We start from the raw sequence: 16133 nt of genomic DNA on the forward strand, positions 1-16133 counted from the left end.
GTGGTTCATAGGTAATTCTATCCTCTTTCAGCCCCAAGACGTTATGAGATTGTAGAACTAGCGTATCCTCTTTTGCTTCTAGCCCTTCGTAACCGAGCGGTGAATATCCCAGCGGATATGCGATTAAATAAGACTAGACAGATGGAATCATTAGAAGGGGGCTATAGACAAGGATACGCCTCACTTTCCTCAAAACTTTTTCATAATCTTTCAACTAAAAGCAAATAGCTTGCGAGTATTTTTATGTCCTATTTTCTTAAACCACAACAAATATGATAGAGCCCCTAAAATACAATTTGAACGATAAATAGCCAATTGGAGTTGATATTGTATTTATTAGAAATGGGCTTGAAGCTTATCTTAATCTAGATAATACCTAGAGTTGCACTTTCTTAAATCCGTCAGCATAATCCCCAGAAAGCTAACCAGAATAGAAACAAACTCGGCAAAAAAGGTCCCGTTTATCCAATAATGATGAACGGGACCTTTTTTTTATTCAATTTAAGCTAATGTTTACCCATACTCATTTTTTATTGACGAATTGATTTTAACTGCTCACTCAATTCTTTTGTCTGAACATATACGGATTGATAAATCGAAAACAGTTTTCTATATACTTTTACATTAGCTTGATTCGGAGTAAAACGTTCTTTCACTTTTATAAAGGAATCACTGCAGGATTCAAGTGTAGAAAACCAGTTACAACCCACAGCTGCTAGCATCGCCGCCCCAAGTGCTGGCCCCTCTTCACTCTCATGCTTTACAACAGTAGCATCAAAAATGTCCGCCTGCATTTGAAGCCAGGAGTCATTCTTTGCCCCACCACCAATAGAAACAATTTCATGAATGTCTTTTCCATTTTCTCTAAAAATAGAAAGTGACTCCTTCAACGAAAAAGTGACCCCTTCTAATACTGCTTTTACAAAATGAGTTCTAGTGTGTGAAACATCCATTCCGATAAAACTGCCTCGTATGGATGAATCCGCATGCGGCGTTCTCTCTCCGGCCAAATATGGCGTAAAGAGCAATCCATTCGCACCTGCAGGGATATTGTCGATAGAAGAAAGCAATTCATCGAATGGCACTCCTTCGGCAAATTGGTCTCGAAACCAGTTCAGACTCTGACCTGCGGAAAGCGTGACCCCCATTGTATAATAAGCACCCGGCTTACTATGATTAAAAAAGTGAACCTTGCCGTTAAAATCAAGCTGATTGCGATCTTCATATGACAAAATGACGCCAGAAGTTCCAATACTACAGAGTGTTTTACCATTTCTAAGAATCCCAGCTCCAATAGCCCCGCATGCATTGTCAGCACCACCAGCAAAGATTTCTACATTATCCAAGCCTTTTACTAATCCCTTTGTTATATTACCGACTTTGGCAGTAGATTCAATCAACGGTGGGCATAGGGATAGACTGATGTTAGTCTTGGAAGTGACTTCTTCACTCCATTTATGCCCACTAATATCCATCATCAAGGTCCCGGCTGCATCGGAATACTCCATCTGGAGCTCGCCAGTTAAACGATAACGTACATAATCTTTTGGAAGGAGGAAAACCTTAGTTCTAGCGTATAAATCTGGTTCATTCTCTTTCACCCAAAGTAATTTAGGAAGTGTAAATCCTTCGAGCGCAGGGTTATGGGTGATTTCAAGCAACCTCTTTTCCCCCACAAGTTTCTCAATCGTTCGGCATTGTTCAGTAGTTCTTGTATCATTCCAGAGAATGGCCTGCCGAAGAGGCTTATTATCTTGATCCAGTAATACAAGCCCATGCATTTGCCCAGAGAAACTCATTCCTTCAATAATTGCCGAGGAAGGAAGTTGTCGGGTAATCTCCTCCAAAGCATGAAGGGTTTGTTCCACCCAATCGTCAGGGTTTTGCTCGCTGTATCCAGACTTGGGTTGATGAAGCGGATATGTCTTTGATACTTCTGCTTGAATTTGCCCAGTTCGATCTACAGCGATGACTTTGACTGCACTTGTGCCTAGATCGACTCCAATAACATAGCTCATGGTGCTTCCTCCTTTCCCTCAACCATTTACTTTAAGTTTCATTCTTTAACTTATACACGAACATTTGAAAAAGCATTTAGTAAATATGAGTTAATTTCACCTTTTAGTTTTTCCATACGTCCTGATTTTGTCTCAATGTCATTAAGTCCTAAAGCATATTTCTCAAGCTTATGAAAGTCCGTCTTTCCTTCGATAATTTCTTTCCCAATACCTTCTGAGAAACTACGATAGCGATCCGAAATAAAATTCTCAAGAATTCGATCCTCTAACATTTGATGAGCCGCCTTTAATCCAATTGCAAAGCTATCCATCCCAGCAATATGGGCGTGGAAAAGATCGTCAGGATCGAAGGAGTTCCGACGAACCTTAGCATCAAAGTTCAAGCCACCTTTTCCAAGTCCATCATTTTTTAATATCTCATACATTGCGAGAGTAGTAGCGTACAAATCCGTTGGGAATTCATCAGTATCCCACCCAAGAAGCGTATCACCTTGATTAGCATCCACTGATCCTAGCATGCCATTTATTCGAGCGGTATGGAGTTCGTGTTCAAACGTGTGACCTGCCAACGTCGCATGATTCGCTTCGATATTGAATTTAAAATGGTTCTGCAAATCATATTTTTGAAGAAATGATAGAGATGTAGCTACATCAAAATCATATTGATGCTTTGATGGTTCTTTTGGTTTCGGTTCAATAAGAAATTGTCCGGTAAAATTAATTTCGTTTGCATAATCAAGCGCCATGTGGAAAAAGCGTGCTAGGTTGTCGAGTTCAAGCTTCATATCTGTGTTAAGCAAAGTTTCATATCCTTCACGTCCACCCCAGAATACATAATTCTCTGCGCCAAGCTCTTTCCCAACTTCCAGTCCTTTCTTCACTTTTGCTGCTGCATAAGCAAACACGTCTGCTTCAGAGGTGGTCGCAGCTCCGTGAGTGAATCGCGGATGGGTGAACATGTTTGCCGTATTCCACAACAGCTTTGTAGAGCTTGTTTTCATGTAGTCTTTTATCATCTTAACGATGGTATCGAGGTTATTATATGACTCTTTAAGTGTTTCTCCTTCAGGAGCTATATCTACGTCATGAAAACAGAAAAATGGCGCGTCTAGCTTATCAAACAGTTCAAATGCAGCTTCGACCCTTGCTTTTGCTTGATCCATACCGCTGTATTCACTCCATGGACGTATCATCGTGCCGGCACCAAATGGATCAGCACCATCTGCAGTGAATGTATGCCAGTAAGCAACCGAAAAACGAAGATGTTCTTTCATCGTTTTATGACCAATTTTTTCATTCGGGTTGTAATATTTGAATGCAAACGGGTTTGTGGATTGTGCTCCCTCATACTGAATACGATTAATGTTGTTAAAATAACCCAAAATAATCTCCTCCTCAAATAAAATTAGCTAACCAATGCGTACACTTACCCTACCTGTTAATGGATAAGAACTTCATGATGTAAAGCAGAGAACATGGTGTCACCTACAGTAAAAAAATCCTTTAAACTTATCTAATTTCTAATGACTTTATGTAACTGCTTTCACCCAAAAGTATAGCACCCCTACATTAGTTTGTCTATTAGATAAACTAAGTTTAAAATTACTAAAGTGAACAATATTAATAATTTAGTCAAATAGATACTAGTTGTAGAGGCAGTTATATCATTAATAGTTGATTTGGAAAAATAAGACTCCATCACTAGTAAGAGATTACTCATCCAATGGTATTTCTCTTTCACGAATGCACTTACAGTCAACGTAATTTTCTGCTTCTACCGATCTTCTTTACTTAAAAAAATGGGGTACGATCCGCCCCCCTCTGTAAATCATTTATATTGCTAGCCATATATACTCCTCCAAATATTGCTTCTGCTTGCCTCAACGTTCTTATATTAATCGGATTTCATTATATCCCTCCCCCCAAATTAGGAAGTCGTAAATGCTGCTATATTAACTTAGACGACGATATAACATTCATCTATCCTACTCAAATTCATAGAAAATTCATTTCAAACACTACGAGAGCAGTTAACAAATAACGAGGAGTATCAGGCTATTGTGATATACTTTTTTTTAGCTTATAGTAATCTAAACACATAAGCTAATAGCTATGTTTTAAGACGGGGGTATAGAAATGACAAATACATTTAATGCTTTTTATAGTACCTTTGAGTGGATTACGAAACTAGCTCTTCTCAATTTGCTTTGGTTACTATTTTCATTAGGAGGAGGGATTCTACTTGGGATCTTCCCTTCTACGCTTGCTATGTTTGCTGTTATTAGACAATGGTTAAAAGGAAATACACAGTTATCAATCAGTAAATCATTCTGGCATTATTATAAAGCAGATTTTTGGAAAGGAAATATTCTAGGAGCAATTTTATATTTCTTGATTGGCTTTATTTGTCTTGATTTGTTTTACATCAAGCACATAAATCCAGTTCAATGGACTTATATTCCTTTGTTCGCTTTTATTCTATTGATTGGACTACTATTCTTATACATTTTCCCTACTTTTGTTCATTTCGAAATTAAGCTGAGCACTGTCTTCAAAAATACTTTCTTTATAATGTTGCTTAGCCCCTTAACTACGATAATGATGGTTATTTGTCTAACGTCTATCTATTTTATAATTAAACTACTACCTGCACTAGCGTTTATCTTCGGAGGAAGTGCAACAGCTTTCATTCTTATGTGGCTATCTCTTCATGCATTTTCTAAAGTAACCAGTAAAAACTCGATTCAACATCTATGAGAACTTACAAACATGCTCCAGTGATTTCTATCATAAATAAAAATAAACCTATAGTTAGTTTATCCACTATACAAACTAAGAAACCTTTGATAAAATGAAAACATTGCAAGCGATTTCATTTGAAGGGAGGAAAGAGTGGATATTCTCTACTCTGTAAAAAAATGGAACTAAAACGGAGCATTTACATTATGTTAATCACCCTTGTTGCAACTTTAGGAGGACTTTTATTCGGTTACGATACGGCAGTAATTTCTGGGGCAGAAGGGTCACTACAGACATACTTCTCAGATCATTTACAGCTAAGCTCGCTGGTTCACGGACTTACTGTATCAAGTGCGTTAATTGGCTGTATCATCGGTGGGGTTTTATCAGGTTACTTTTCCAAAAAGATTGGCAGAAAATATTCTCTTATACTAGCTGCTGTACTCTTTTTACTATCAGCTCTCGGCTCAGCTTATCCCGAATTTTTGTTTTTTGGCTATGGTGATGAGCCGACTTACTCTTTGTTAATTATGTTTAATCTTTATAGAATCATAGGTGGGATCGGGGTTGGATTAGCCTCAGCTGTTTCTCCAATGTACATTGGAGAAATCGCTCCATCTAATATAAGAGGAACGTTAGTATCTCTTAACCAATTCGCTATTATTTTCGGGATGCTCGTCGTCTATTTCGTTAACTGGGGCATCGCTAAGGGGCAACCCCTAGAATGGATGAATGATATAGGCTGGAGGTATATGTTTGCTTCTGAAGCTATCCCGGCTCTATTATTCTTGTTGCTATTGTTTACGGTGCCTAAGACACCAAGGTACCTCGTATCTATCAATAAAAATGAAGAAGCGTTTGCTATCCTTTCAAAAATTCATGATCAAACGATGGCTAGGGCAACCCTATATGAGATAAAAAATTCATTTGACACGAATAAAGCAAAACTCTTTGCTTTTGGGAAAACCATCGTATTTGTAGGTATTTTGCTATCTATTTTCCAACAGTTTGTAGGAATAAATGTAGCTCTCTATTATGCACCACGAATATTTGAAAGTATGGGAGCAGCACGAGACGCCTCAATGGTTCAGACGATTATCATGGGATTAGTCAATGTGATCTTTACGATTATCGCCATCTTAACGGTAGACAAATGGGGCAGAAAACCCCTTCTCATTGTCGGCTCAATCGGTATGACAATCGGAATGTTCGGCGTAGCTGGAATGGCTTTCTCTGGCATTATCGGAATTGCCACGTTAGTTTTCATTATTATTTATACAGCTTCCTTTATGATGTCCTGGGGACCGATCGTTTGGGTATTAATTTCAGAAATTTTCCCGAACAAAATCCGAGGACAAGCCGTCGCAATCGCTGTTGCTGCTCAATGGGCGGCTAACTACTTAATCTCTTCTACTTATCCTATGATGATGGAAGTAAGCGGTGGTCTGACATACTCTTTTTATGGAATTATGAGTATTCTATCAGCCATGTTTGTATGGAAGTTTGTTCCTGAAACAAAAGGAAAATCATTAGAAGAATTAGAAATGCTTTTACGAAAAAAAAGGTATTAAGGAAAAGAAATTGGCGTAATCTCATGAAAGCTCCTCGCTTCGCGGGGAGCTTGTTCATTGTAATGCTCCCACACTTAGCAAAACAAAAGGACGAAACCTAATCGGTTTCGTCCTTTTGTCAGTATTATTCCTTTTCTTCTAACCATAGAATACTTGTAACTCCTCGGGGATAATATTTACTTCCTGTTATTTCACCAGAGATAATTTGGTCACTCCAGCTCCAAACTGACAATTCTGGATGTGTCAGCCATTTCACATGCGCCGCATCCGCTTTTGCTCCGTTTTCATCAACGTGATGCAATATTTCACGAGCAATAAATTGAGAAAGATACACTTTACTAAGCCAGGAGTTGTTACTAGTAGAGGAAATTTTCCACCCTCCATCATCAAACTTACACACGCCTTCTTTTAGGACCGTATCGAGATGTGTTTTTAAAACCCTAATGTACTCCCCAAATCTTCCTTCTGGATCAAGAGCTTCTTTACAATTCGTATAATATGGAAAGATTAGCCCTTCAATAGCAGGAATAATTCTAGAATCATTATTCTCCCCAATCACAGCAGGGATATAGCCGGAATCCGTCAAATGACTTGCCATCGTATGAGCACTTTTCTCTGCTTGTTTTCCAGCTAATGTAGCCAGCTCTTTTTCCCCTTGATCTGAAAAAATCTTTTCTAGCGCGACATAGGCCGCCCATATTTTCCCTCCAAGGTAAATATTATTTCTAGCCTGCCCTAAGGAAACGTCCAAACTATCATACGTTGTAATTTCTGCTCCGCCCATAACACGACTTGAATCCAGCCCTAGCAATCCGTTGCGCTGAACTGGGTCTGGATGGTCGCGATTTAACATACTCTCGAAACAGCTTTTAAAAATAGTTAAGTTGTCTAATAACCATTGTTCGTCATGGGTTTGTTCAATATAAACTGACGCAGTGAGTACCCAGTTAACCAGCTGCTCCCCTGTCATATGAGAGAAACATCCATCAATCCCATACACTTCATAAGAAGAGTAGTGTGGACGACTAATCGTATTCGCTACGCCCATATCATGAGTGAAACTGATTCCACCTGGATACAGTTCTTCTTCATTTGGAAAACGAACTTGATCTTCATAACTGAATCTATCAATGAACATATCCAATTCATTCTTCACTGTCCAAGGATTCATTTTCATCTCAAAAAACAACTGATCCACTGTTAAATCAAATGTATTCATCATGCGATATTCGCCTTCATTAACTACCCAGAAAGGCTTCCCTTCATGTTCAAGTAATTGAGTATTTCCATAATAACTACGGACCGCATGGGCCATCATGAACTTCTGATCGTTCGATAAATTTGCTTCACTAATCATCGCATTGCTTTGCAGTGCCCGTTGTTTCAGCTCATCAAAGTTTCCAATGGCGAAGTTTGCAACGCTTTCTATGTTTGAAAAGTATTTTGTGTAGAAATAAGAAGTATCCATACCAGCTGTCACAATTCCACCTCGATAGAAGCAGATGGCAAATTGATACGTCGCTTTTTCCCCTGGTGGAACATCAGCAATAAGCGTACCTACTGGTCCGAGACCAAACGTCCAATTTTCCTCGAAAGGAGTAGTTAGGATATTTTCCATACTAAAGTGCATAGCTGACTTCGTTTCAGCCTTCTTACTTGCTATAGCCGTTATTCTTCCTTCACCGATACCTGCCAATTCTTCTGCCGTATCATCCAATCGCCGCATCGAAGAATAGGGGTCGCTCCCTTCGTATCCAAAAAAGGCTCGACGCTTTCTCTCTCCCTTTGTATTATCAATGGTTAATTCTGCTAGAACTGCTGGGACAAGCGTTCGTTTCAATTCCTCTTCGCTTGCTGTTTCTGGATTCTCTACTGTATGAACCTGTGAATACACCGTAAATGTTAAATCACCTGCTTTCCAGGTATCCGTACATAGTTGAAAATCTCGTTCAACTTGGTCTTTGGGAAAGGAATGAATGATGTTAGGATTGTCTGGGTTAGGATCCGGGTTCTCAATATCATACCGCTTACTCTCATCGTCATTCGCATCAAAGAATGGAAGAGCATCATAATGACCTTCTTGCTTCAGTGATTCCAGTCCAACGTATATGTTCTTCCTCGGTGAACGCCCTAGTTCTAAATCGAGTCCACCACCATTACCCCCATAACCAAATGTAAAACTTGAGAAAGCACCAATCGGTGAATGATGAGCATTAAAAAAATTGTTTTCTGGCATAACTATCCCTCTCTTTTCCTATAATAGGCTATCCTTTAACTGCACTAGATGATATTCCTTCTACAACCTTGTTACTGAAAAAAATAAATGCAATTAAAATCGGTAGCACACTAATGATCAAAGTAGCTCCGATTGCCCCCCAATCCGTCATGTACTGACCAATGAAATTCTGAATACCAACCGTTAACGTCTTGTACTTATCTGAGCTAATAAACGTGTTAACAAATACAAACTCATTCCAGTTATAAATCATATTAATAATTACGGTTGTAGACATAACTGGAATCGTCATTGGCAAAATAATTCTAAAAAACAATCGATGAATAGAACAACCGTCAATAATCGCTGCTTCTTCGATCTCACGGGGCAACGTATAATAGAATCCTAGTAAAATCATCATTGTGATCGGTAAGTTATATGCCGTATAAGTGATAACAATAGACAATGGATGATCAATCAAATTCACATTTAAAAACATATTAAACAATGGAATGAGAGCTGAATGAATCGGAATCATCAAACCAATCATAAATAAGCCCAGTACTAGTTTGCTGAATTTCCAATTCATTCTTGTTATCGCGAAAGTAGTCATACTTGCTAATAGCACTGTTAATAGGATGGCTACCGCTGTAATCCATACACTATTGAAGAAATATAGGGCAATCCCTCCATCCCAAACCTTCTCGTAGTTTTCCCAATTAAACTTGCTGGGAAAGGAAAAAGGAGATCCCGAAAAAATCTCTTGATTATCTTTCAGAGAGAATAAGAACAACCAAATGATTGGATATATTTGAAATAAACCTAATATCCCTAAGCAGAGATAGAGCAAGACATAACCTAAACGATTCATAAAAGAAGCCCTCCTAGTACTGGATATTTTCATCCGATTCCGTCAGTTTACGAATGATGAGTGTCACGACCAACGTAATTAAAAGAAGCATAAAACCTACCGCGCTTCCATAGCCAAACTCATAATTTGAAAAAGCTAGCTTATACATATAGGAAGCCATAACTTCACTAGCCCCGTTCGGCCCTCCGCCAGTCATAACGTAAATGAGATCAAAATATTTTAAAGAACCTACAATGGCAAGTACGACAGTCACTTTTACGACGCCCATAATAAGAGGAAGTTTTATTTTATAAGCGATTTGCAGAGCTGATGCCCCATCAATCCTTGCAGCTTCAATAATCGAATCTGGAATATTCTTAAGCGCAGCATAATAGATCAATATGTAAAACCCTGCATACTGCCATAGAATTGGGATAAAAATGGCGTATAATACAAGCGTAGGCTCCGCTAACCATGAAGGCGGATTATCAATTCCAATCCCTATAAGAATACTATTCAGTATCCCATTATTTGGATTGTAGACTTTAATCCATAGCTGTGCGATCGCAACAGAAGATAAAAGCATAGGGATCAAATAGATTTTCCTCAATAGATCGGCACCTTTTATCTTCGATACGAGGATAAGAGAAATGGCCAGATAGATAATCAAACTGAGTGTTGAAAACAATGCAAGAAGAAAAGAATGTAGAGCACTATCCCAAAACTTATCATCCTGAATAACATTGATATAATTATCCATTCCAATAAATTTCATCGCACTTATACCATCCCAATCCATTAACCCATAATAACCACTCAATAGTAACGGAATGAAGATGAGGATCCCTATTAATAACAGAGATGGTAGAACGTATAACGCAATGACAAACTTATTCGACATAACTTTATTCATAACCACAACTCCATACTGTTCAGATTAGAAAATGCTACCTACTCGCTAGAGAGGACGACCACATTATTTTCAATGAAAAAATTAATATGTTTAAACAAAATACAAAGTAAATTTGAGACGCCTCTTTATTAACTATTTTTGTTATTAGAAAGGAAAGAAACTGGCCTCACTTACAATAGAGGCCAGCTATACTTTTATTTCCCATTACTCAGAATCTGAGAGTGCTTTCTCGTGCAACTTCGCAAACTCTTTCGATGTAATTTCTCCTCCGAAAAGCGCCTGAATGGCATCAAGGTGAATCTGGGCCACATCTGGCTTCATTTGCACATCTGCGAACAAAGTGATATTACTAGATTCATTTAATTCATTCAGTACATCGTTGTACATATCTGGAAGCTCTAGATTTTCACTATTCACTTTGGTTGCAGGGATTACGCCAGCTTCTTCTACAGACTTCTCTCCCCACTTCTCTACGAAGAATTTAACGAATTCCTTCGATTCCTCTTTCACATCCGAATTTTCCGCTACAAAAAGCCCAACACCTGGACCACCAACGAAACTATTCTCAACACCACTACCTTCAACTGTTGGAAATTTAAAGAAATCAACTGAATCTCTAAACTCCTGAGGAACATCTTCATTCGTCGTGTAGTTTGGTAGATCCCAAGTTGCAATTAAATACATAGCAGCTTGTCCGTTCATAAACATACTTTTGGCTTCTTCATCTGACAGGCCATTAAACCCCTTCTCAAACGCTCCCATGTCTACAAGGTTTTGAACCTTTTCTGCTGCTGACACTAAGGCCGGGTCTTCAAAAGTGCCAGAACGATCAATAGCTTTAGTTAACACGTCTGATCCACCAATTCGATCTGCAAGATACATGTACCACAATGAGCCAGTCCATCTATCTTTATTTCCTAGTGCGATTGGTTCCACATTATTTTCATTCAATGTTTTTACTACGTTTTTTAATTCTTCATACGTTTTAGGCGCCTTAAGACCATACTTCTCAAAAATCGCTTTGTTATAGAAGACAGTTGCAATATTTAATTCAAGTGGAAGTCCGTACGTCTTTCCATCAATCCCATATGCCTCAGTTGTACCTGAGACAAATTGATCTTTTAATCCATCATCCAGAACATCATCTAGCGGTGTAAACATCTCACCATCCACATAAGGTTCCAAAAATCCTGCCGGCCAAGTCATTCCTACATCGGGTAGCTGTTCTGACGTAGATAATACTTTTAACTTATCTTTATATTGTTCATTACTAAGCACTTCAAGGTTAACGTTCACATCCGGGTTTTCTTTTTCAAAATCCGAAATGATTTCGCTTACAATTCTATTGTGATCTTTAGAACTCCCTTCAGGCCAAAGGTGCATGAAATCAATCGTTTTCGTATCACCACTCGATTCTTCATTACTACTTGAAGAAGCACAACCTGTAGCTAGTAAGACCGTGAATATAACCATCACAAAAAATGTAACCGCTTTCTTATAACCCATCTAAAATCCCCCTCATAATTAATAAACCGCTTTCCGTAAATTCAGAATAGCAAATGTATTTATGTTTGTCTACTGGATAAACTAAGTTTATGTTAGAATACTGGTAAGAAGTTAATCGAAAAGGGGAACAAAATGAAAATGACACTAAACCACACTTGGAATCAACACGTTGTAAAAAGAGGGAATAAATCGATCGTACTACAAGTAATAAAAGACAATACTCCGATTTCACGAGCGGATATAGCGAAAATGACCGGGCTTAATAAAAGTACTGTTTCCTCTCTTGTCAGCGAGCTCCTTCTCGAAGATTTGATATATGAATCTGGCCCTGGAAAATCGAGTGGTGGCAGAAGACCCGTTATGCTTCTGTTCAACGAGCTTGCCGGTTTTTCAATTGGAATTGATCTAGGTGTAAACTACATGTTAGGCATCTTAACAGATTTAAATGGCAACATTGTCAAAGAGGAAAAGTTGAATTTCTATGATTTAACATATAAAAAAATTGAGTCTCAACTCATTGCCATGATCAAGAGTCTTTCAATGAACACTCCTTCATGCAAATATGGTGTAATAGGAATTGGAATTGGCGTACCAGGAATTGTGAATAAAGACGGCGAAATTTTATTAGCTCCAAACCTGGGGTGGAAGAACATTAGGTTAAAAACCATTATTGAAGATGAGTTTGCCATTCCTGTTATCATCGAAAATGAAGCAAATGCTGGAGCATATGGCGAAAAGAAATTCGGAGTTGGTCAGGCATTTGAAAATATTGTATATGTTAGTGCTGGAATTGGAATTGGCGTTGGTTTACTCTTGAACGGTAAACTTTATCAGGGTCATGAGGGTTTTTCAGGAGAGATGGGCCACATGACAATTGATGTGAATGGCCTCGAATGTCGCTGCGGGAATAAGGGGTGCTGGGAATTATATGCTTCCGAGAATACTTTGCTTAAAAAAGCTAAAGAATTAAAGTTAAACCCACACAAAGGAAAAGAACTTTGTTTAGATGCATTAATTAAACTGGCTAATACGGATCAGCGTTCTGCTGATTTGTTTGAAGAAATAGGAACTTACCTTGGAATCGGCATTAACAATATCATAAATATATTCAATCCGGAACAAGTTATCATAGGAAATCGTCTCGCTTCAGCCAAAAAATGGCTAAAAAAACCAATAAACAAACATATCAAGGATCATACACAAAGATTTCAACAAAAAGGCCTTAGGATTGATTTTTCTGAGCATTCAACTCATTCTTCTGCCCTAGGCGTAGTAGCCTTTACAGTTGAAAACTTTCTTCAGATCGATTTAGTTAATTAAAAGAGAGCACCGCTTTACTTGCTACCTAGTATGTTACTTATCGGAAAAGAGAAACAGTCAATAGTTGTTCTTTTTTCCGATTTTTAATGGATAATCAATTCGATAAATACATGCATGTGAGTGCTATTATCATAACAAATGTTCAAACATTTTAGCTCTTCTATTGTCATTTGATCTCCCGCTCAATAAAACTCACCTTTAATCGCCTAATGTAAAAGTTATATTATCTTTCCTCTCTTGAGTAAACAGTATTTACATCACCCTTCCCCGTTCTTACAAATGCAAGTGATTCTTCCCCATACATTTCAATTATTCCTTCATCAAAAAGAATCTGATCATTCGGCTACATCGACAGCTTGCAATCTTCTCACCGTTCATACCCCTTGCTGACGTTTCTTTTACAATCCTTTTAAATCGGTGATGTTAAAAATCGCAGACTGTGGAATAATTATTACACTCCTAAAGTTAGTTAATTAAATAACAAAATGATAAGTAGAATGATAGTTAAAATTAACAAACAAAAGATGGTATTCCTCAGAATTTGATTCTCTTTTTGCCTTTCTTTCTTTCCTGGTGAACCGTAAAAATGAGGAAAAAACAGAATAATAATCCATTGTGGTATCGATACTCCAAGCATTAATGGCAACGCAGCTTTTAACCGAAACGGCTCGCCTTCAATCAGTGTAATAATATAAATAACAATTCCTACTACAACAGGGCAGAGTATGATATAAATCAACTTTTGCAATTTTGTTTTTAATATAGATTTTTCATTGTGGTATTCTCCCATAATTCCCCTCCCATGCCTTAGTTTTCTCTTCTCAACCCCAAACTAATTGCCACTAACACGGACTTGTCTATGAACTTTATTCCAGATAACCCCGAGTTTACGGAACATCGATATGTGTTAACGGTGTTTTCAACTACTGGTTTGTATCCGTAGGACAGAAGCCATTACTCCTATGAGGCAAGATGAAAAATAGTGAAAGATCCGGAATTATTCCAAGATACGGTAGAATTGTACATTCCGGAGCTGCAGTGATCATGGTTAATAAGATAACCTTATCTAGTCTTACGGTATTCAAATATAATCCTCTTAAAGCAAATCAATACTTTTATTAGCGTCTTATTATTTAACGCTATTTCAATCTTACTGAACGTTGGATTAATACCAATTATTTCAAAAGAATCCACATAACTCAATCTTTAATTCCAGTTAAAAGGAGCCTATCTTTTTAAAGATAATCGTAGAAGAAGTCGTAAAAGAACATGTGAATGTGACTTTTTCTAATTGTTAGATTAGAACTCCGTTATATAGCGGAATTCTTTTCTACTTTACTGGCATTGAAGAAGCCACTCCATTCCCCTTCAAGTATATAAAAACCCTCTGAAAACATTCAGAGGGTTAAATGAATTATTTTTACACCTTTCATCAATTTCTGGATCTTAGGTGAAAGTAGGAATAGTGCAATACTCAATATGATTGCCATACCTCCGATTGCCCCGAAGTACAGCGTTTCTGTTTCTGGTGTATAGAAACGAACAAGTTGTGCATTCAATGCTTGTGCGGCAGCTGAAGCTAAGAACCATAGACTCATAGTTTGAGCAGAGAAAGCTTCTGGAGCTAATTTGGTTGTGGCAGAAAGACCTACTGGTGATAAGCATAGCTCACCAAGCACAACGATAAAATAGCTAAGCACAAGCCATAATGGACTTACTAGTGAATCCTCTCCTCCCAAATATACAGGCAGTAGTATCACTAAGAATGATAAACCAGCAAACAATAGACCAAATGAAAACTTCTTAGGAATCGATGGTTGACGATTGCCAAGTTTCACCCACATCCAAGCAAACACTGGAGCTAATAGAATGATAAATAACGGGTTTAACGATTGGAACCAAGCTGGGGATATACTGATTCCCATGAATTCCAGTTCAGTTCGTTTATCTGCGTAAACTGCAAGGATGGTTGAACCCTGTTCTTGAATTGCCCAGAACATAACAGCTGCAATAAATAATGGAATGTAAGCGATGACTCTGGAACGTTCAGTTTGCGTTGTTTTCGGACTATAATACATCACGATAAAGTAAATGGTTGGAACGACGATACCGAAGATGCCTACTAAATTAATAAATACGTTTAATGTAAATAAGCCAGCAGGAATCGTAATACCTAAAATAATAGTAAGACCAACCACAACTAACCCTGCGATTAATCCATATTTCTTCTTCTCAGATGGGGCAAGCGGGTTTGGAACATAAGTACCAGCTAGACCAAGATTCTTTTTCTTAGTTAACATGAATACAACAAGACCTACGAACATACCGACAGCTGCAACTGCAAATCCCCAATGGAATCCTTTTGTTTCCATAAGCTTACCAACGATTAGCGGGGCAATGAATGCACCAAGGTTGATACCCATATAGAAAATACTGAAAGCTGCATCGCGGCGCGTGTCACTTTCGCTGTACATTTCTCCAACCACAGTTGAAACATTCGGTTTTAATAGTCCTGTTCCCACAACGATCAATACCATGGAAACAAAGAACATAGCTAAACTTCCTGGAAATGATAATGCAATATGACCAAACATGATGAATATTCCACCGTAGAAAACGGCTTTCGAAGTTCCGAATATCCTATCTGCCAACCAGCCTCCGATTACTCCGGACATATATACAAGTGAACCATAAATCGACATGATTGCTAAAGCTGTGTTTTGCTCTAGACCCAGACCGCCTTTTGAAACCTCATAGTACATGTAGAATACAAGGATGGCACGCATTCCGTAATAGGAAAAGCGCTCCCAAAATTCTGTGAAAAATAAAGTGAATAATCCCTTCGGATGTCCAAAGAAACCTTTTTGAGGGACGCTATCCACAATTTTCTGTTTATTCATTGATGACATGATACTACCTCCCTTATTCCTTTACTATAATATTTTAATATTTTATTAAAGTCAAAAAAAGTTTGAAACCCTTTAATATAAACAAAAACATT

The 16133-nt window shown here is 38.0% G+C and carries 11 protein-coding genes; 3 read left to right on the forward strand and 8 right to left on the reverse strand.

Annotation, left to right across the window (positions count from 1 at the left end; translation table 11 throughout):
- Positions 1-530: 530 nt before the first annotated feature.
- Together xylB and xylA are read right to left on the reverse strand one after the other, a co-directional pair.
- Positions 531-2018 (reverse strand): xylulokinase, encoded by a 1488-nt coding sequence (gene xylB / locus ACIFPW_RS06315; protein ID WP_430242935.1) that lies wholly within the window; start codon positions 2016-2018, stop codon positions 531-533.
- A 50-nt stretch (positions 2019-2068) separates the two neighbouring features.
- Positions 2069-3400 carry a xylose isomerase gene (gene xylA, locus ACIFPW_RS06320; RefSeq protein ID WP_303533555.1) on the reverse strand — a complete coding sequence of 444 codons (1332 nt, stop codon included), beginning with the start codon at positions 3398-3400 and terminating at the stop codon, positions 2069-2071.
- Positions 3401-4154: 754 nt separating this feature from the next.
- Between xylA and ACIFPW_RS06325 the strand changes: the two genes are divergently transcribed.
- Together ACIFPW_RS06325 and xylE are read left to right on the forward strand one after the other, a co-directional pair.
- On the forward strand, positions 4155-4775 hold the full coding sequence (locus ACIFPW_RS06325) for a YesL family protein (RefSeq protein ID WP_430242937.1): 621 nt from the start codon (positions 4155-4157) through the stop codon (positions 4773-4775).
- A 188-nt stretch (positions 4776-4963) separates the two neighbouring features.
- A complete protein-coding gene (xylE, locus tag ACIFPW_RS06330; protein WP_430242939.1) occupies positions 4964-6328 on the forward strand; it encodes a D-xylose transporter XylE in 1365 nt (454 codons plus the stop codon).
- A gap of 124 nt (positions 6329-6452) precedes the next feature.
- Here the strand turns inward: xylE and ACIFPW_RS06335 are convergent, their stop codons facing one another.
- From ACIFPW_RS06335 to ACIFPW_RS06350, 4 genes are all read right to left on the reverse strand, one after another.
- A complete protein-coding gene (locus ACIFPW_RS06335; RefSeq protein WP_430242941.1) occupies positions 6453-8564 on the reverse strand; it encodes a glycoside hydrolase family 52 protein in 2112 nt (703 codons plus the stop codon).
- 28 nt (positions 8565-8592) lie between these two features.
- On the reverse strand, positions 8593-9414 hold the full coding sequence (locus tag ACIFPW_RS06340) for a carbohydrate ABC transporter permease (RefSeq protein WP_430242943.1): 822 nt from the start codon (positions 9412-9414) through the stop codon (positions 8593-8595).
- Positions 9415-9427: 13 nt separating this feature from the next.
- A complete protein-coding gene (locus ACIFPW_RS06345) occupies positions 9428-10306 on the reverse strand; it encodes a carbohydrate ABC transporter permease (RefSeq protein WP_430242945.1) in 879 nt (292 codons plus the stop codon).
- Positions 10307-10510: 204 nt separating this feature from the next.
- Entirely contained in the window at positions 10511-11812 is a 1302-nt protein-coding gene (locus ACIFPW_RS06350; protein ID WP_430242947.1) for an extracellular solute-binding protein, read from the reverse strand.
- A gap of 138 nt (positions 11813-11950) precedes the next feature.
- On the opposite strand from ACIFPW_RS06350, the gene ACIFPW_RS06355 reads away from it, so the two are divergent.
- A complete protein-coding gene (locus ACIFPW_RS06355; protein WP_430243080.1) occupies positions 11951-13132 on the forward strand; it encodes an ROK family protein in 1182 nt (393 codons plus the stop codon).
- Positions 13133-13601: 469 nt separating this feature from the next.
- On the opposite strand, the gene ACIFPW_RS06360 is transcribed toward ACIFPW_RS06355, so the two are convergent.
- A complete protein-coding gene (locus tag ACIFPW_RS06360; RefSeq protein WP_430242949.1) occupies positions 13602-13922 on the reverse strand; it encodes a hypothetical protein in 321 nt (106 codons plus the stop codon).
- A 607-nt stretch (positions 13923-14529) separates the two neighbouring features.
- A complete protein-coding gene (locus tag ACIFPW_RS06365; RefSeq protein WP_430242951.1) occupies positions 14530-16041 on the reverse strand; it encodes a peptide MFS transporter in 1512 nt (503 codons plus the stop codon).
- Between the last annotated feature and the right edge of the window lie 92 nt (positions 16042-16133).

The organism is Pseudalkalibacillus sp. NRS-1564 (genome assembly GCF_050467905.1).
GTDB classification, from domain to species: domain Bacteria; phylum Bacillota; class Bacilli; order Bacillales; family Guptibacillaceae; genus Guptibacillus; species Guptibacillus hwajinpoensis_B.